An 18,170-nucleotide genomic window follows, 5' to 3' on the forward strand; every position below is an offset into this window, starting at 1 on the left:
GCAAAATTTGCCTGAAATGGCATAAATCGAAATTGGGAATCGTCATGAAAAAACACATCATCGCCACCTCAGCCGCCATGGGCCTGCTGTTTGCCCTGGCCGCCTGCAACAGCCCGGAGCAGGAAGAAACCGCAGGCGAAGCCGCCGCAAAACTTGAGGTCGCCCTGCCCACCGCGCGGGACGGCGTGGTCACGGACCGTTTCGCCCGCATGGCGCTTGAATGTGTGCACCGCGAATATCCCAATAAAATCAGCCATGTGCTGAACTCAGACGCGGACGCCAAACCACCCAAAGCGCTGACCCCGGCCTTTTACGGCTGTTTTGACTGGCATTCCAGCGTGCACGGCCACTGGCTGCTCACGCGCTTGTTGAAGCTGGACCCCACGTCGCCCATGGCTGCGGCGTCCGAGGCGGCGCTGGCCGAGAGCTTCACGGCGGAAAACCTCAAACGTGAAGTGGCTTATTATAGCGCCGAAGGCCGCAACGGCTTTGAACGCCCTTACGGCATCGCATGGTATTTGCAACTGGTGGCCGAACTGCATGAAAGCGACAATCCCACCCACACCGCGTGGCGTGAGACCCTGCGCCCGCTTGAGGACGCCATTGTTGCGAAGATGAGCGACTGGCTGCCCAAGCTGGCCTACCCCGTGCGCCTTGGCACCCATAACCAGAGCGCTTTTGCCTTCGGCCTGATGCTGGACTATGCCCGCACGGTGAAAAACAAGGCATTTGAAGATTTGCTGATCGAACGGTCACAAAACTTCTTTGGCGCGGATGTGGATTGCCCCATCGGTTATGAACCCTCGGGCGAGGATTTCCTCTCGCCCTGCCTGATGGAAGCTGACCTCGTGCGCCGGGTGATGACAGACGAAGGCTTCGCTGTGTGGCTGAGCGCCTTCCTGCCCGGCATCCCCGATGACGGCAGCACCGGCTGGCTCACCCCCGCGATTGTCAATGACCCGACGGACGGCAAGCTGGTGCACCTGGACGGTGTGAACCTAAGCCGCGCGTGGGCACTTGAAGGCATCGCCAGCGCGCTCCCGGAAGGTGACCCCCGCATCGCCAGCCTGACCGCTACAGCACATATACACAAGGAGACCGGCATCAAAGCCGTCAGCGACGCCCACTATGCCGGTAGCCACTGGCTCGCCAGCTTCGCAACATATTTGACGACCAAGCGGGGAATTGCTGAATAAACCGCAGTCATCCGGCGTCACTCCCGCGAAAGTGGGTGCCGGTGGTAAACACAAGCCGGACGTCCGTCTGCGCGGACATGACGCGCCAACACAGATTTTATTAATCAATTAGAAAAATCATCTCGCTTGATGCAAGTTTTCGCCAATGATACGCATCATGAAATTCATGACAGCGAGATATTATGAAAAATTTTCTAATGCGCCATCAGCCCGCCACCCGGAAACGAGATGCGTTGGCCGCCGGGTTGGGGGGCCTGCTTGCTATCTTTGCCGTGGGCGGATTATCTGTGCTTGCTGACGCACCTCTATTGATGGCGCCCTTTGGTGCGAGCTGTGTTTTGCTGTTCTCTGTGCCCTCAAGTCCTTTGTCGCAACCCATCAATGTGATCGGCGGGCATGTGGTCGCCACTGTCATCTCGCTGGTGCTGACCACATTTTTACCAGCCGAGTGGTGGGCGCTGGCGATTGGGGTCGGGCTGGCCATCACCGTGATGGGCCTGCTGCGCATCACCCATCCCCCTGCCGGCGCGGACCCTATTGTGATCATGCTGGCGGCGCCGTCGTTTGATTTCCTGTTCACGCCGGTGCTGCTGGGCAGCCTGATCCTTGTGATTGTTGCAAAAGCTGTACACCGAACGACAGGTACGGCCTATCCATTACCTGTGCCGCCGACTGCGCAAATACCTGCGCAAATGCCAGAGCCCGCATTGGTCCGAACCGAAACGGATGCTGCTTAAATTCGGGTCACGCCCGCGAAGACGGAAGTCCATATCTTCCGCCTACTGGGTGTTCTTCTGCGCGGGTATCACCACCGCAGCTACCTCCGCCCGAACAGCTTTTCGATATCAGAAAGCTTCAGCTCCACATAGGTGGGGCGGCCGTGGTTGCATTGGCCTGAGTGCGGTGTGGCTTCCATTTCCCTGAGCAGCGCGTTCATCTCATCCACCGTCAGGCGGCGGCCTGCGCGCACGCTACCGTGGCAGGCCATGGTGCCGCATACTTCCTCAAGCCGTTCCTTGAGCGAAAGGGCCTCATCAAGTTCTGTCAACTCATCCGCGAGATCGCGTACAAGGCCGGGCACGTCCATCTTGCCCAGCATGGCGGGCACCTCGCGCACCATCACCGCGCCTTCGCCAAAGGGCTCAATAATCAGGCCAAGGCCCGCCAGCTCCTCGGTGCGGGCGATCAGCCTCTCGGCGGGGCCATCTTCCAGTTCCACCACTTCAGGCAGCAGCAGGGACTGCCGCGCCACGCCGGTGGCGGCGATCTGTTTTTTCATGCGTTCATACACCAGCCGTTCGTGCGCGGCGTGCTGGTCCACAATCACGATGCCGTCGGCTGTCTGGCTGACAATATAGGTGGCGTGCACCTGCCCGCGTGCGGTGCCAAGCGGGTATTCCGGTGCGCCGGTGTGCTGCGGCATGGCGGCTGGGTCACCATGCTCAGGCGCGCGGGCGGAGGGCATGGCCATGTCGCCCCGGCGTTCAAACGCCATCTGCTCATTGTCTGATAGCCTGAGGCCCGCGCTCTCAGTGGGGGCATACATATCACGCACCACATCCTGAAAACCCTGCGGCAGGGTCGGGCGTTCATGCCCGCGCCCCCACGGCAGGCTTGTCGTGCCCTCAGGGCGGATAGCGCCAAGCGCTGCACTGGCCACCGTGGTGGAAGCGCGGTGCCCGGCGGCATTGAGACCGTGCCTGAGCGCCGAGACGATCATGCCGCGCACAAGCCCTGCATCCTTGAAGCGCACCTCGGCCTTCGCCGGGTGCACATTCACGTCGACAAACTCGGCCGGAACGTCCAGAAACAGCGCTAAAACCGGATGGCGGTCCCGCGCCAGATAGTCCTGATACGCGCCGCGCACGGCACCGGTCAGCAGCTTGTCTTTCACCGGGCGGCCATTGACAAACAGGAACTGCTGCATGGCATTGCCGCGCGAATAGGTTGGCAACCCGGCAAAGCCTGTCAGCCGCAGGCCTTCCCGCTCGGCGTCAATCTCGATGGCGTTTTCGCGGAACTCGCGGCCCAGGATCGCGCCCAGGCGCTCAAGCCGGGCATCACCCGTCAGGCTGGCGACCGGGGGCGCGCGGAACGTGGTGCGGTCCCCGTCCGACAGCGAGAACGCGATATCCGGGTGCGCCATGGCAAGACGTTTCATCACGTCCGCCGCCTGGCTGTATTCCGTGCGGGCGGTTTTCATGAACTTCAGCCGCGCGGGTGTGGCGTAGAAAAGGTCCCGCACCTCCACGCGCGTTCCCTCACCAAAGGCTGCTGGCTCAACGGCGTGTTTTTTGCCTGCCTCCACGCGCACTGCCCATGCGTCGTCAGACCCGCGCGCCCGGCTGGTAACCGACAGCCGCGCCACCGCGCCGATGGACGCCAGCGCCTCACCCCGGAAACCAAGGGAGGCGATGTTGACAAGGTCTTCATCCGTCAGTTTTGAGGTGGCGTGGCGCTCCACGGCAAGGTTCAACTCGTCGGCGTCCATACCGCGGCCATCGTCGGTCACCTGTATCAGCGCACGGCCCCCTTCGCGCATGACAACGTCTACCCGCGTTGCACCCGCATCGACGGAGTTTTCAACGATTTCCTTCACAGCACTTGCCGGGCGCTCAACCACTTCACCCGCTGCGATACGGTTGATCGTGCGTTCAGAAAGCAGGCGGATAATGCCCGCAGTTTTAGGCAGGTCATGTCTGTTTTGGCTGGTCATGGCCGGACCCTAGCAGGGAATGAGCGTGCACGGAAGATTGCGCGTTAAGGCGAACAAAAATTTACCCATTATTACCGCTGTCAGAAAGCTATATTGCCGTCGTCCTCTTCGGGTAGCGGTGTATTACGGTAAAGCCGCGAGGCTTTTTTCTCCATCTCCTCAAGGGCGCCGTCTTTCAGGGCTTGGGCAAGCTTTTCCTCGGTCGTCGCCTTTACCTCGGTTTCAAACTTGCGGGCCTCCCGGGCGGACAGGGCGTCAATGTCCTCTTGGCCTTCAAAGCCCCACCTGGCCATCACTTCGGCGCGGGCGGCCTCTTCAGCCTTACGGCGGGTTTCATATTCCACCCAGCCCAGAAGACCCAAAGTGGCAATGCCGCCCTGGACCGTGATGCCACCCTCGACGGTCGAAAGGTCCCTCTGCTGGGCATCAAATGCCTTCAGGAAAGCCTGAAAGCGCTTGTTGTCGTCCACGACCACACGGCCCTTGCCCCCCATAATATCCTGAAGTGCCTCGGTTTGTTCAATTTTCATCGCTCATCCCCTTGTCGTGCCTGCCAGTTGTGTCCGCATGGGGCATGCAAGGTGCGTGCCCCAAACTGCGTGCCCGGCAAAGGTGGCAACAGGTGGGACGCGGGACCCACCTGCCATGCCTTTACACGTTGGACCAGCCGCCATCGACAACAACATCCGTCGCAGTCATATAGCTTGCCTCATCGCTGGCCAGAAACAGCACCGCATTCGCGATCTCAAGCGGGGTGCCGGGGCGCGCAAGCGGCGCGCTTGAGCCGATGAGCGCCTCAAACCCGCCATAGCTTTCCGCCCCGACGTTGGAATTGGCGAAAAACTGGGTTGGCACAAGGCCCGGGCTGACGGAATTAACCCGAATGCCCGCCGGCGCCAGCTCCGCCGCGAAGCTGCGGGCAAATGACCGGACGGCCGCCTTGGTGGCAAAATACAGGCTGCCGGTTGCCATGCCCTTGGCTTGTACCGACGACGCATTCAGCACAATTGACGCCCCCTTGCCCAAAAGCGGTAGAAACTGTTGCACGGTGAAAAAGACCCCTTTGACGTTCAGGTCAAACTGATGGTCAAAACTTTCCTCGCTCACATCATCAATCGCAATGAAAACACCATTGCCCGCGTTGGCGAACAGGATATCCACCATACCAAAGGTTGCTTTTGCCTTGACGGCCAGTTTTTTGACGCCCTCAAACGTACTGGCATCGGCGGCGATACCGTGTGCACCTTCGCCCAGCTCTGCCACCGCGCTGGCCACCTTGTCATCGCTGCGGCCGGTGATCAGCACCTCAGCGCCTTCTTCCAGGAAACGGCGGGCTGTCTCAAACCCGATACCGGTCGTGCCGCCGGTGATGACGGCTTTTTTGCCGGGAAGTCGTTGATTACTCATGTTGCAGGCTCCATATTTAACTGATCAGTACAAATGCAAATGGTGTTTTGTACTGATCAGTCAATAACCTTGTGTAAGTTTTTTTTGGAGGCATCATGGCAAGGCCCAGCAAATATGACCGGGACAAGGTGGCAACCGCCATCATGAACACCTTCTGGGAACACGGGTATGAGGCCACGTCGCTTGACCGGCTGGAGAAGGCGACAGGCCTGAAGCGCACAAGCCTTTATAATGCCTTTGGCGACAAGCAGGCGATGTTCAAGGCAGCGCTTGACCGGTACAACAACACGGTGGGCACGCCGCTTGTGGCCATGCTGGAACAGGGCGACCCGCGCGCCGGGATCGAAGCTTTTTTCAATGCGCAATATGACATGCTGTCGGATGTCCTCAGCCCGCCGGGGTGCCTTGCGACCGGGTCGACAAATGAGCTTGGCTATCGCTGCGACGCGCTTGGCGCGCTTGTACAGACCAAAACCACCGCCCATGCTGCCGCGCTTGCTGAGGTTTTCAGCGGCTGGCAGCACGCGGGGAAAATCGACCCGGAGGCCGACCCGGCCGCGCTGGCGGCGCTTCTGCTGGCCCTCTCGAACGGCATATCAACCCTGAGCCGCACCGGGGCTGACAGCCCGCTGGCACGGCAGGCCCATGCAAGTGCCGTCACCGCCTTCGACCGTTGGATCCCGTCGCCCTGACCGCCCCGCAATAATACTTAACCAAATGGTTGACTATCTGACTTTCCCTGCTATATTCAACTATATGGTTAAATACAATACAGATCGGCTCGACGCCACCTTCCATGCGCTTGCGGACCCCACCCGCCGTGGCATGCTCGCATCCCTCATGAACGGAGAAAAAACCGTCAGCGCGCTGGCACAACCTTATGCCATGTCGCTCGCGGCCGCCTCCAAACACATCAGGAAGCTTGAGGTCGCCGGGCTTGTTGACCGCAAGGTGGAAGGCCGCACGCATTATTGCCGCCTGAACGCCGCCAATATGGCCGAAGCCCACGCATGGATGGAACGCTACCGCCGCTTCTGGGAAGGCAAGCTGGACCTTCTGGGCGCGCTACTGGACGCCGAAGACAAGGCGGATAAAACCAGCTGAATGGCACCGCACAAAACCCGCACACTTCCCGCACAGCTGTGCAAGGCGCGCAAATGCGCCACAGCCCGGGTCACGACAGGAGGAAAAATTGACAGTCAACGATAGCTATGCACAGAAATCAGCAGACGATACCATTGAAATCAAAAGGCTTTTTCCAGGGCCTATAGAGCGGGTATTCTCCTACCTGACCGACGCGGAAAAGCGCGGTAAATGGCTGGCGGGCGGTGACGACATCCGCACAGAACCCGGACAGGAATTCACCCTGGTTTTCCGCCACGGCACCCTCTCCGCCCTGGGTGAAAAAGCACCGGACCAATATAAGGCCAGCGACGCACCGGCAGGCATTCGGTCACGCTGCACCCTTGACGCCATCACCCCGCCACACAGCCTGACCATGAGCTGGGGTGAAAGTTTTGGCGACGTATCGGAGGTAACTTTTTCGCTTGAAAAACAAGGCGATAAGGTGTTGATGACCATCACACACCGCAAGCTGACAACGCCTGAACTGATGGCCGACGTCTCCGGCGGCTGGCATGCCCACCTTGATATCATGGTCGATGTGCTGGAGGGCAAGCCTGCCCGCGCCTTCTGGGCCAACCACACCCGCCTCGACACGGAATACCGCAAGCGCCTCAAGGCAAATTAACCCCGGCTGGCGCAAGGGAACCCTCCCCTGCGGTGAACGCCTGTAAACGGTATCTTTAAAGTAGAACAAAGGCTTGATGGACCCGCCTCTGGTCATGCTCAGGAAGCGGGTCCATTGTTTCCGGTTAAGCCCTGAAGCTTATTTAAGCTTTTTGGCGAGGAAGTTTTTGATTACACCGGCGATCTCCTTGCCATGGCTCTCAAGCGCGAAGTGCCCCGCGTCATAGAGATGCACCTCGGCGTCCGGGATATCCCTTTTGAAAGCTTCCGCGCCAGCGGGGCCAAAGAAGGGGTCATGCGTACCCCAGACCGCCAATAGCGCGGGTCTGTATTCCCGAAGATAGGCCTGCCACATGGGATAGAGCGCCACGTTGGATTTATAGTCGCCGAACAGGTCAAGCTGCAGTTCAGCGTCGCGGTCCAATATCGCCTGGTCATGCGTCCATGCGTCCGGGCCAAGCCTGTCTGCCGGTGTGCCGTGCGTATACTGGAACTTGGTGAAGTCAGCGGTGAGAAGCGCCCTCAAGGTGTCGCGATTTTTCTGTGACGGGTCTTGCCAATAAGCGCGAATCGGGCCCCAGGCATCCATAAGCCCTTCCTCATAGGCATTGCCGTTCTGGGTGATAATTGCTGCGACCTTCCCCGGGTTGGCAGCCGCAAGCCGGAAGCCAACAGGGGCACCATAGTCAAATACCATCACGGCATATTTCTCAATGTCCAGAACCTCGGTCAGGCCTTCTACTGCCTTGGAGAGATTGTCGAAGGAATATTCATACTGGCCGCGCGGCGGCGCAGTCGTGGAACCGAAGCCCGGAAGGTCCGGTGCGATCACATGATAGCTGCCACTCAGTTCGGGGATAAGATTGCGGTACATATGGCTGGACGTTGGAAAGCCGTGCAGCAGGAGCACAACCGGCGCGTCCTTGGGGCCTGCCTCACGGTAGAACATATTCACCTCACCCACCATGGCCGTACGGTAACGCACTTTGCCGCCATCTGTACCGGTATTTGCATCAGCGTTGACACTTATGGCAACCAGTGGAAGCGCGAGCGTCATCATCAATTTCTTCACGGTTTTAATCGTCAACATGGCTAGTTTCCTTTTCCATTATTGGCCCCCGAAGTGGCACGAAGCCTCCCCGGTCAGGCGGCTATGCGGCCAGCTCTGTGGCAGCGGGGAAATCAACCTCGGTTGCCAGAACCTTGTTGATATAATTGGTGAGGGTGTTCAGCGCGACGTGGGTGATGATCTCCACGATCTCGGCATCGCTATACCCCGCGGCCTGAACTACTTTCATCAGTGCCGGGTCAATCTCGCCGCGATTTATGGTGATGTCATAGGCCAAGCGCACCGCCGCGTCAGCCTTGGCATCGGTTGAGCCGCCGCGCCGGTTGGCAGCGATCTCATGGCTGGTCAGTTTCGCCATATGCTGGCCAAGGTAGGAATGCGCCGCCAGGCAGTAGTCACAGTCATTGGCCTGGGCGACAGCCAGCGCAATGCGCTCACGGGTCGCAGGGCTATTGGCGATGATACGAAACATGTTGGGCACGGAGCCGATCGATTTCTGGACTGCCGCCAACAGCGGTTGGGATACAACGGGCGCTGCACCAATATTTTCTGGGGTATTGATCAATGACATTTCGTTGGTCCTTGCTTGTGTGTTTTCCGGCGGAGACCCACCCTCACCCGGCGATGAACCAACGCTAATACCTTCCCTAACTCAGAAGAATATCGTATTATAAAAACACTTTATTCCACTATTCGGAATAAAGATGCGAGGAGGAGACCCTTGGATGGACCGGTTTCGAGCGCTTGAAGTTTTTGTCGCGGTGGCAGAAGCCGGGAGTCTGGCGGGAGCGGCCAGGAAGCTATCAATCAGCGCCCCCTCGGTCACCCGCATCGTCGGCGACCTGGAAAGTCATCTTGGCGTGGTGCTATTGCACCGCACAACGCGCTTCATCTCGCTGACCGATGTTGGAGCGATCTATCTTGAGGATGCCCGGCGTATCCTGCAGGATCTTGACGCTGCCAACGATGCCGCACGCGGTGCGCATCACACCCCCAAAGGGCACCTGCGCGTCACCGCCTCCACCTTGTTTGGGCAAATTTATATCACCCCGATTATCAGCGAATATCTGAACCTTTATAAGGACACGACTGTCGAGGCGGTATATCTCGACCGGGTGGTCAATCTTCTGGAAGAGGGGCTGGATGTCGCAGTGCGCATCGGCCAGTTGCAGGACTCCAGCCTGATCGCGACCCGCGTGGGCGCAGTACGATCAGTGGTCTGCGGCGCCCCTGCTTATTTCGAAAAGCACGGGCTGCCACACAAGCCTGAGGACCTGCATGACCACACGCTCATCGCCTTGAAACTCGCCAACTCCCGGCCAGGGTGGCGCTTCGCTGATGGTGAAATCAAGGTCAAGCCACGGCTTGAGTTCACCTCCGTCCCCGCTGCAATTGCCGCGGCAAAAAAAGGTATCGGGCTGACGCGGGTACTTTCGTACCAGATCGCGCCGGAACTTGAGGCTGGCACCCTCCAGACTGTAATGTTCGACCACGCGCCGGAGCCGTTACCGATCCATATTCTCTATGGAGACGGAAGGCGGGCATCCGGCAAGGTCAGGGCATTTGTCGACCTTGCTGTCGCGCAGTTGCGCGGCAATCCTTTCCTGAACTAAGCCGACAAGCCCAAATGCGGCAAAGAACAACCGCCTGGTCGTCCCGGGCGATCTATATCTTTTGAAAACCCTTGCTCTCGCGTTATCAATTCACATATGTAATATGATAACATAAATGGATACCTAAAATGGACAACCTATTGGAATTTCTTGGATACACGCTGGCGATTGGTATTGGCGCGACAGTTGTGATGGACTTGTGGGCGGTGTTCATCCGCCGGTTTTTTGGCATTCATGGGCTGAACTATGCCATGCTGGGCCGCTGGATCGGGCATATGACGCGCGGCAGGGTTCGCCACCAAAGCATAGCAGACGCCGCTCCCGTCTATAACGAGGCGCCGGTGGGCTGGGCCATACATTATGCGACCGGCATTGCATTTGCGGCAATATTGCTGTTGGTGGTGGGTGCTGCATGGGTGAAAAGCCCGACGCTTCTCCCCGCGCTTGCCACAGGTGTGGGAAGCGTTATCGCACCATATTTTATCATGCAACCCGCCCTTGGCCTGGGCGTTGCTGCATGCAGGACACCAGCGCCAAATGCCGCACGACTGAAGAGCCTGACGAGCCACACTGTTTTCGGCATTGGATTATATCTGGCCGCGCAGTTGCTGGCCGTGTTCTAAAATACAAAAAGCCGCCCGTCGGGCGGCTTTGGCGTTTAATGCCGGGGAATGCCTACCGTGCGCCGCTTTCGCTGGAAACGCGGGTAATGCTGATGTTATCGGTGCGGAACTGGCGCTCTTCAGCGTCCAGCAGGTCAGCCATCAACACAGCCTTTTTCACGACATCAAGATCCTTCTGGCCCGCGTTCGAACGCACGTCCGGCTCTGAGCGACCCAAGCGGGAGAGAAGTTCGGCCTCTCCTTTGCTTTTCGGCTTGGAACGCTTGAATTCCTTGCCCGGAAACAGCGCCTCAAAGGCTTGCCTGCCTGGATCGATTTCCTGTGCATTCGGCTCGCCCGGACGCGGCGGCGTCAGGTCAGCTTCCGGCGGCACCACAAGCGGCGCGCGGCTCACAACGTCAAATTCGTTGGGGCTGTTTTTCTTCGATCCACACGCGGCGAGCGCAAGGCCCGCAACCAGTACAAGCGCGATGGGCTTGAAATTCATGAACTCTCTCCTTCAGGGTCGCGCGAACTCTCGGCAACCTTTTGGGCATTTTTAGGGCTTTTATCGTCGCCCCGCAACCCATCAATGATCAACAGGAGCACGCCGATGGTTATCGCGCTGTCCGCCACGTTAAAAACATAGAAATTATAGCCCCATGCATGCAGGTGGATAAAGTCCACCACCGCCCCATGCACAAGGCGGTCAATAAGGTTGCCTATGGCCCCACCCAGAATAAGCGCCAGCGAGGTGGCCTCGAACCGGCGCAGGGTTTTCATCAGCCAGTGCACCAACCAGATGCTGATGGCGACCGTCAGCACCACAATGCCCCACTTACCAAGGCTTTCGCCCAATGGAATGCCCATGGAGATATTCTGGTTCCAGACCATGGAGAAGCTGAGGAAAGGCAGCAACGGCACGCTGCCTTTCTCAGGGAGGTTCAGCCCTTCGAGAATCCACCACTTGCTGAGCTGGTCCACCACCACAAGGATGGCAGCGACAAACAGCCCGCGACGCAAGAAAGGCCCCGCCTTCATCAGGCAGCGGTCCCGGCGTCGATATGTTTCACAGCGTCGGAACAGCGGTTACACAGGTCACCGTGTGCTGTGACCTCTTCTGAAACCACCCAGCAGCGCTCACATTTGTCACCGCTCGCCGCCGTAGTAACCACCGCAATGTCCTTGACGTCATCAAGGGTGAACGCACCCTCCGGCGCATCGGCTTCCAACAAACGGGCCGACGAGGTGATCATCAGCTCAGCGATATCAAGGCCGGCCATGGCTTCCACATAGGCATAGTCCGCCACATAGACCGTCACGTCTGCCTGCAGGCTGGAGCCAATGCGTTTTTCGCGGCGGTCAAGTTCCAGCGCGCCGGTCACAACGCGGCGTAGGCGGCGGATTTTACTCCACTTTTCTGCGAGGTCCGTATTTTGCCATTCGGCCGGTGTCTCAGGCCATGTCTGGCGGTGCACACTTTCAGCAGCCTCACCATGACGCGCCAGCCACACTTCTTCTGCAGTAAACGCCAGAATGGGTGCAAACCATGTGGTCAGGCGGTTAAACACCTCATCAAGCACGGTGCGGACCGCGCGGCGGCGCACGCTGCGCGCGTCATCGCAGTAAAGCGAGTCTTTGCGGATATCAAAATAGAAGGCCGACAGCTCAAGGATACAGAACTGATACAACGCCTGGAAGATAGGGTTATAGTCAAAATTATTCGCCCGGTCGCGGATCAGGGTATCAAGCTCCGACAGGCGGTGCAGGATAAAGCGTTCCAGCTCCGGCATTTCGGAAGCCGGCAGACGCTCTTCTGCCGAAAAGCCCGCGAGGTTACCCAAAAGATAACGCATGGTGTTGCGGATCTTGCGGTAGGCATCCACCTGCCCCTGAATGATCTGGTCGCCGATGCGCACATCTTCCATATAGTCGACCGAGACGACCCACAGCCTCAGGATATCAGCACCAAACTGCTGGATGATGGTTTGCGGCGCCACGGTATTGCCAAGCGACTTGGACATTTTCTTGCCCTCGCCATCCATGGTGAAGCCGTGGGTCAGCACGTTCTTGTAGGGCGCATGACCACGGGTACCACAACTCTCTAGCAGGCTGGACTGGAACCAGCCACGGTGCTGATCCGAGCCCTCAAGATACAGGTCGGCGGGTGACTGCAGGTCTTCACGGTTCTCGCAAACAAAGGCGTGGGTACAGCCGCTGTCGAACCAAACGTCGAGGATATCGAAGACCTGCTCGTAATCTTCCGCGGCATATCTGTCTCCGAGGAAATCCTGCGCCGGCACAGCAACCCATGCGTCGGCCCCGCCTTCCTTGACGGCATCCACGATACGCTGGTTCACAGCTTCGTCCTGCAACACGTTACCGGTTTCCTTATGGACAAACACAGTGATTGGCACGCCCCAAGCACGCTGACGCGAGATGACCCAATCAGGCCGGTCGGCAACCATTGAACGGATACGGTTCTTCGACACCGCCGGGAACCAGCCTGTGTCCTCGATACCCTTCAGCGCCGCGTCACGCAGGCCCGTTTTGTCCATGGAGATGAACCACTGCGGCGTGTTGCGGAAAATCAGCGGCGCCTTGGAGCGCCAGCTATGCGGGTAGGAGTGGCTGAGCATGCCTTTACTCATCAGCGCGTCCGCGTCCGCGAGCAGGCCACAAACCTCATCCGCAACCTTGTAGACATGTTTGCCTGCCACCAGCGGCACATTGTCGTAATAACAACCCGCTTCGTTGACGGTGAACGGCACTTCAATGCCGAACTTCACATGCGCAACCTGATAGTCATCATCACCATGACCGGGGGCCGTGTGCACAAAGCCAGTACCGGCCTCGGTGGTGACATGGTCACCCGGCAGCATGGGCACATCAAAATCATACCCCCCGTTGCCGTCTTTATGGCCCCGCCACGGGTGCGCCAGAATGCCGCCTTCAAGGTCTTTGCCCTTGAGATGATTGATCACAAGGTAATTGTCCACCGTCGCGCGTTTGACAAAATCAACGACCAGCGCGTCGGCAACCACCAGGCGGTCACCCGCTGCCATGGTCGCCCCGTCTGCCACTTCCGTTACCTCGATGACGATATAGTCGATATCCGGGCCATAACACACGGCGCGGTTGGCCGGGATGGTCCACGGTGTTGTCGTCCAGATAACAACCTTGGCGCCTTCGACGGCTTCCGTCGGTACTTTTGCAAACTGGAAGGCTACATCGATTTGTGTGGAGGTATGATCGTGATACTCAACCTCGGCCTCCGCGAGCGCGGTTTTCTCGACCGGCGACCACATCACCGGCTTTGAGCCTCGGTAAAGCGCACCTGCGGTCGAGAATTTCAGCAGCTCTTTCACAATCTGCGCCTCGGCGTCATAGGCCATGGTCAGATAGGGGTTGTCCCAGTCGCCAAAGATACCAAGGCGCTTGAATTCGTCGCGCTGCACACCAACCCACTGGTCGGCAAACTCGCGGCATTCACGGCGGAACTCGACCGGGTCCACCTCATCCTTGTTTTTCTTTTTCTTGCGGTATTTTTCCTCGATCTTCCATTCGATCGGCAGGCCGTGGCAATCCCAGCCCGGCACGTAAGGTGCATCCTTGCCCTGCATCTGCTGAGACTTGACGATCACGTCCTTGAGAATCTTGTTCATGGAGTGGCCAATGTGGATATTGCCGTTGGCGTATGGCGGGCCATCATGCAGGACAAATTTCTCACGGCCCTTCGCATCGGCGCGAAGCTGGCCATAGAGGTTATCCTTGTACCAGCGCTTCAGGAACTCCGGCTCGCGCTGGGGCAGGCCCGCACGCATCGGGAAGTCGGTTTTCGGCAAAAATACAGTGTCGCGATAATCGCGTTTCGAACTGTCATCAGCAGACATGGTCTATCGTCTCGTTTCTTCTGTCTTGTGCGCGCCGGGTATGTTTGCGCTGCACATAATATGGAATTCTGGAAATACTTGAAACCCCGGTCGCTAAGCCTGTAGCGCCGGGCCAGTAATTCGAATGGTTATCGTGGCCATGAGCCAACCTTTTGTCTGCACATTTTGCATGGGCGAACTTTTAACAACCTTCACCGGGGGTGTCGAGCGGAAAGGCGCGGCTGAATTGCCGCAATATGGCGGCTATAAGCCCTTGAAGGCCTTCTGCATGTTCGCAAACGGGAAAACCCCTTTCTGCGCCTGACGGCGTTCGGGCCCTTTATAAGGCGCCACACCGCTGCGGCGGCATGGGCCATAATACCCTGTTACGCGGATAAACGGCTTGGGCTGGACGAGAATGCTGTCCAGGTTCTTGATAAGGCTGGCCGTGGTAAACGGCATAGCCAGCATCTTGTTCACGCCGGCGTCGCGGGCTTCGATCACCTTCTTCCGGTCCGGTTCCTTGATGGCATACATAATGGGCGCAACGGAGACAGGAGCATTCTGGAAACGAATAAACCGGCAAAAGTCCAGCCCACCCACTTCGGGGAAAGTGTCCTCAAGCAGCACAAGGTTAAAGGACGTGGTTTTCATATGCTCCATGGCGGCGCGATTATTGTCGGCCACAACAATATGGGCGGCACGTTGTTCCTTGAACACTGCGCGCGCGCCAATTGCGGCCTGGCCGTTTTCAAGCGCAATCAAAACACGCAAATCGCTTTTCTCACCGAGAGACACGGACCACTCCTTTTTGGACGTCTGGTAGGCAGGAAAGCATAGAAAAACCCCACAAAAGCCGAGCGGTCAAGCAATAGGGTTCAAAAATGTGAAGATGGCGCCCACTTTATGAAAGCGGAGCTATAGCACCAATGCCTCAACCGCCGCCAAGGATACGCCGCTTGGCCTGGTCTGAGATAATTTCAGGATCTCGCACCCTACGTTCCCGGCCGCCAGGGATTGGTCCGGCCCGCACCCGCCGATCCGGCCCGTTATACGCGGTGCACTGCACGATGGGACGGGGGTCTGCAGCCGCGTCATCGATCGCCTTGATCAGGCTGGCACCGGAAAAGGGCATGACCGCGATTTTGGTCGCGCCCGCATCCCGCGCCAGCAGCACAGATTTCTGATCCGGCGAATGCAGGCCAAAAATGATGGGCGCCACCGCCATCGGCGTGTTGGTAAGGCGAATGAACCGGCAGAAATCGACACCACCAAGAATGGGGAAAGCTTCATCAACGACAAGCATATTGTAGGAGCGGGACTGCATCTGCTCGACCGCCGCACAGTTATCAAGCGGCGCAAACACTCCGCCCACCCTTTGACGCATCAGAATATCCTTCAGGCTTTCCGCAGCCTGCTGGTTTCCAAGCGCCAAAAGAACATGCAGCTTTTGAAGTGAAGCCCCCACCATGCGCAACCGTCTCCCCATTCGGGCCTCTTCACGTTAGGCGGCGAATGTTAACAATATTTAAAACGGGAGGCACCGTAGCGTATCATAACACTAGGGTTGTGACTTCCTCCTTTTTCGGCGCAGCAGGTTAAGCGCCTCAACGCCCAGTGAATAGAGCATCGCAAAGTAGATATAGCCTTTCGGCACATGAAAGCCGAGGCCTTCCGCAACAAGAAACACGCCGATGAGCATAATAAAGCTGAGCGCAAGGATCTTCAGCGTCGGGAAACGCTCGATGAAACTGGCGATATAGCCGCTGGAGAACATCATCACCAACATCGCGACGGTCATGGCTGCGATGATAACGACGATCACGTCGGTCATACCCACGGCCGTCATCACCGAATCAAACGAGAAGACAATATCAATCAGCACCACTTGCGCGATCACCGCCACCATGCCGCCAGTTACCGCCTGGGCTTCCTGCTTTTTGTCGCCGGTGACCTCATCATGAATACTGTTGGTCCCCTTATAGAGCAGAAAACCGCCCCCAAGCAGCATCAGGATGTCCTTGCCAGAGAGCGGATGGTCGAACAGGGTGAACCACGGCTCCTGCAAACCAATGATCCATGTCACACCAAGGAGCAGCAGAATACGCATGAGAAGAGCAAGCGACAAGCCAACAAGCCGCGCGCGTTTGCGCTCATCTTCCGGCAGATGACCCACCAGTAGCGCAATGAAAACCACATTGTCGATGCCGAGGATGATCTCCAGCGCCGTTAGCGTCAAAAAACTGACCCACACATGGTAATCAAAAAGCAGTTCCATGAAGTCCCCTATGGTTTCAAATGCTTAAGCAGGAATAAATGCTGCAAGACAAAAACGGCAAATCGGTGACGCCACCATCACCTGCCCCATTCACCGGGCCCGCTTGTGCGGCTCCGGAAACAGCTGAAGATAACGTTCAAGCGTGGGATGACCGAGGCGGTCAGCAGCGTTTTCCGGTTCAGCAAGCACAATTTTTGCGGTTTTGCAGTCACGCGTAATCTGCGCCTTCAAAGCGTCAAGACCGTCAAATTTCTGCTCGGGCCGCAGGAACGCCACCAGCTCTGCGCGCATATGCTTACCGTAAAGGTTACCCTCATAGTCAAACAAATGCACTTCCATCAGCACATCGCGCTTGTCAAATGTCGGCCTGAGACCAACATTGACGACGCCCAAATGAACCCTGTCATCGCCTTCCACGTGAACGCGCACCGCGTAAACGCCAAGCTTGGGCTGCAGGCTTTCTCCCAATTCCACATTCGCGGTCGGAAAACCGATGGTCCGGCCGCGCCTGTCGCCCTCGGTTACCCGTCCGTTGATCGACCACCAATGCCCAAGAAGGGCCGCCGCCTTGCGAGCCTCACCGGCCTGCAGGGCCTGCCGCACAAGCGTGGAGCTGTATATCTCGCCCGCATAGCCCTCGAGCCCGACGGTTACCGGACGAATGACACTGAGGCCAAACCCCTCCATTTCACCCATCCAGCCGAGCACGTCTGTGCCGCCGCCACGGCCTTTACCGAAGCGGTAATCATAGCCCACGCAAACATGTTTTGCATCCAGCCCACCAACCAGAATCTCCAGCACAAAGTCCTGCGCGGACTTGGACGCAAGGTCCTTGTCAAACGGCAGCACGAGAAGCTGGTCAACACCAAATTCATCCAGAAGCTGGGCGCGTTCCCGAAAGGGCGTCAGCCGGAACGCAGGTGCCATGGGCGCAAAAAAGCTGACCGGGTGAGGTTCTGTCACAACGACCGTGAGGTTTAGCCCCATCGCCCGCGCCAGCCGCCCTGCCTCACCGATCACGACCTGATGGCCACGATGGAAACCGTCAAAGTTCCCAAGCGCGACAACCGAGCCACGTGCTGATTGTTTCACTTCATCGGTGTGTCGGTAAAGCCGCATGGAGAAATCTGGGTCCTTCTGTCACCGAGTGAGGCGCAAAAAAAAGGAATTGCGCCGCAATTTTTATTCTTTCGGTCGGCTGGGGACATACACGATTGCATCGCCAACGACCACCATTTTATCCCCAACCATGCAGCGCGTCGCAAAGACAATACGGTTTTTCTCGGGCACCAGTTCGGTCACTTCAGCGATTGCTTCCACCTCGTCGTTCATGCGGACCGGCGCGATGAATTTTGTACTCTGGCTGACAAACACAGCCCCGATACCCGGCAGCTTGGTACCTAGCACCGCAGAGATGAAGCTGGTCCCCAGCGCCCCATGCGCGATGCGCTCACCGAAGCGGGTGGTGGCCGCATAGTCGCTGTCCAGATGCAACGGGTTATTGTCGCCCGAGACCTCCGCGAAGGCTTCCACAAGTGCGGGCGTCACCTTTGTGACAACCGACTCGCGTTGCCCGACCGTAATTTCGTCAAAAAAATACTGAGCAACCATAAACCCCCGATCTCCCTCATATAATGGTGAAAACTTTAGGCAAAACCACCCGCACGG

20 protein-coding genes are annotated in these 18,170 nt (G+C 58.0%); 7 read left to right on the forward strand and 13 right to left on the reverse strand.

The features are described 5' to 3' along the window. Window positions 1–44: 44 nt before the first annotated feature. Together OEU85_RS12990 and OEU85_RS12995 are read left to right on the forward strand one after the other, a co-directional pair. The gene (locus OEU85_RS12990; protein WP_262691927.1) at window positions 45–1,196 is read left to right on the forward strand and encodes a DUF2891 domain-containing protein; all 1,152 of its coding nucleotides are present in this window, start codon (window positions 45–47) and stop codon (window positions 1,194–1,196) included. Window positions 1,197–1,378: 182 nt separating this feature from the next. Further along, window positions 1,379–1,933: an HPP family protein gene (locus tag OEU85_RS12995; protein ID WP_262691928.1), complete on the forward strand. Its 555-nt coding sequence runs from the start codon at window positions 1,379–1,381 to the stop codon at window positions 1,931–1,933. An 80-nt stretch (window positions 1,934–2,013) separates the two neighbouring features. Here OEU85_RS12995 and mutL read toward each other — a convergent pair whose 3' ends face one another. From mutL to OEU85_RS13010, 3 genes are all read right to left on the reverse strand, one after another. Further along, window positions 2,014–3,912, reverse strand: coding sequence for a DNA mismatch repair endonuclease MutL (gene mutL, locus OEU85_RS13000; protein ID WP_262691929.1), 1,899 nt, complete (start codon window positions 3,910–3,912; stop codon window positions 2,014–2,016). A gap of 80 nt (window positions 3,913–3,992) precedes the next feature. Continuing rightward, on the reverse strand, window positions 3,993–4,442 hold the full coding sequence (locus OEU85_RS13005; RefSeq protein ID WP_262691930.1) for a hypothetical protein: 450 nt from the start codon (window positions 4,440–4,442) through the stop codon (window positions 3,993–3,995). A gap of 121 nt (window positions 4,443–4,563) precedes the next feature. Beyond that, window positions 4,564–5,319, reverse strand: a complete 756-nt coding sequence (locus OEU85_RS13010; protein WP_262691931.1) for an SDR family oxidoreductase — start codon at window positions 5,317–5,319, stop codon at window positions 4,564–4,566. Between the two features lie 95 nt (window positions 5,320–5,414). On the opposite strand from OEU85_RS13010, the gene OEU85_RS13015 reads away from it, so the two are divergent. The 3 genes from OEU85_RS13015 to OEU85_RS13025 all read left to right on the forward strand — a co-directional run bounded on the left by OEU85_RS13015 (window position 5,415) and on the right by OEU85_RS13025 (window position 7,069). Beyond that, window positions 5,415–6,011, forward strand: coding sequence for a TetR/AcrR family transcriptional regulator (locus OEU85_RS13015; protein WP_262691932.1), 597 nt, complete (start codon window positions 5,415–5,417; stop codon window positions 6,009–6,011). Between the two features lie 25 nt (window positions 6,012–6,036). Beyond that, window positions 6,037–6,423: an ArsR/SmtB family transcription factor gene (locus OEU85_RS13020; RefSeq protein WP_262691933.1), complete on the forward strand. Its 387-nt coding sequence runs from the start codon at window positions 6,037–6,039 to the stop codon at window positions 6,421–6,423. 88 nt (window positions 6,424–6,511) lie between these two features. Then, the gene (locus OEU85_RS13025) at window positions 6,512–7,069 is read left to right on the forward strand and encodes an SRPBCC family protein (RefSeq protein WP_262691934.1); all 558 of its coding nucleotides are present in this window, start codon (window positions 6,512–6,514) and stop codon (window positions 7,067–7,069) included. A gap of 138 nt (window positions 7,070–7,207) precedes the next feature. Here the strand turns inward: OEU85_RS13025 and OEU85_RS13030 are convergent, their stop codons facing one another. Together OEU85_RS13030 and OEU85_RS13035 are read right to left on the reverse strand one after the other, a co-directional pair. Beyond that, window positions 7,208–8,158: an alpha/beta fold hydrolase gene (locus OEU85_RS13030; RefSeq protein ID WP_262691935.1), complete on the reverse strand. Its 951-nt coding sequence runs from the start codon at window positions 8,156–8,158 to the stop codon at window positions 7,208–7,210. Between the two features lie 61 nt (window positions 8,159–8,219). Then, window positions 8,220–8,708, reverse strand: coding sequence for a carboxymuconolactone decarboxylase family protein (locus tag OEU85_RS13035; protein ID WP_262691936.1), 489 nt, complete (start codon window positions 8,706–8,708; stop codon window positions 8,220–8,222). A gap of 154 nt (window positions 8,709–8,862) precedes the next feature. On the opposite strand from OEU85_RS13035, the gene OEU85_RS13040 reads away from it, so the two are divergent. After that, window positions 8,863–9,750 carry a LysR substrate-binding domain-containing protein gene (locus OEU85_RS13040; RefSeq protein ID WP_262691937.1) on the forward strand — a complete coding sequence of 296 codons (888 nt, stop codon included), beginning with the start codon at window positions 8,863–8,865 and terminating at the stop codon, window positions 9,748–9,750. A 128-nt stretch (window positions 9,751–9,878) separates the two neighbouring features. Beyond that, the gene (locus OEU85_RS13045; protein ID WP_262691938.1) at window positions 9,879–10,373 is read left to right on the forward strand and encodes a DUF2938 domain-containing protein; all 495 of its coding nucleotides are present in this window, start codon (window positions 9,879–9,881) and stop codon (window positions 10,371–10,373) included. A gap of 52 nt (window positions 10,374–10,425) precedes the next feature. Here OEU85_RS13045 and OEU85_RS13050 read toward each other — a convergent pair whose 3' ends face one another. The 8 genes from OEU85_RS13050 to OEU85_RS13085 form a co-directional block, all read right to left on the reverse strand. Then, window positions 10,426–10,860, reverse strand: a complete 435-nt coding sequence (locus tag OEU85_RS13050; protein ID WP_262691939.1) for a DUF3035 domain-containing protein — start codon at window positions 10,858–10,860, stop codon at window positions 10,426–10,428. Continuing rightward, entirely contained in the window at window positions 10,857–11,393 is a 537-nt protein-coding gene (gene lspA, locus OEU85_RS13055) for a signal peptidase II (protein WP_262691940.1), read from the reverse strand. Before lspA ends, OEU85_RS13050 begins: the two co-directional genes overlap by 4 nt. Further along, a complete protein-coding gene (ileS, locus tag OEU85_RS13060; protein ID WP_262691941.1) occupies window positions 11,393–14,245 on the reverse strand; it encodes an isoleucine--tRNA ligase in 2,853 nt (950 codons plus the stop codon). The genes lspA and ileS overlap by 1 nt, the downstream gene beginning before the upstream one ends. A gap of 243 nt (window positions 14,246–14,488) precedes the next feature. Then, a complete protein-coding gene (locus OEU85_RS13065; RefSeq protein WP_262691942.1) occupies window positions 14,489–15,022 on the reverse strand; it encodes a response regulator in 534 nt (177 codons plus the stop codon). 136 nt (window positions 15,023–15,158) lie between these two features. Continuing rightward, a complete protein-coding gene (locus OEU85_RS13070; protein ID WP_262691943.1) occupies window positions 15,159–15,713 on the reverse strand; it encodes an ANTAR domain-containing protein in 555 nt (184 codons plus the stop codon). 72 nt (window positions 15,714–15,785) lie between these two features. Continuing rightward, complete coding sequence (locus OEU85_RS13075; RefSeq protein ID WP_262691944.1) at window positions 15,786–16,502, reverse strand: TerC family protein; 717 nt, start codon at window positions 16,500–16,502, stop codon at window positions 15,786–15,788. Between the two features lie 90 nt (window positions 16,503–16,592). Beyond that, window positions 16,593–17,621 (reverse strand): bifunctional riboflavin kinase/FAD synthetase, encoded by a 1,029-nt coding sequence (locus tag OEU85_RS13080; protein WP_262691945.1) that lies wholly within the window; start codon window positions 17,619–17,621, stop codon window positions 16,593–16,595. 63 nt (window positions 17,622–17,684) lie between these two features. Next, on the reverse strand, window positions 17,685–18,113 hold the full coding sequence (locus OEU85_RS13085) for a MaoC family dehydratase (RefSeq protein WP_262691946.1): 429 nt from the start codon (window positions 18,111–18,113) through the stop codon (window positions 17,685–17,687). Window positions 18,114–18,170: the final 57 nt, after the last annotated feature.

It is taken from the genome of Kordiimonas aestuarii, from assembly GCF_025574465.1.
GTDB classification, from domain to species: Bacteria; Pseudomonadota; Alphaproteobacteria; order Sphingomonadales; family Kordiimonadaceae; genus Kordiimonas; species Kordiimonas aestuarii.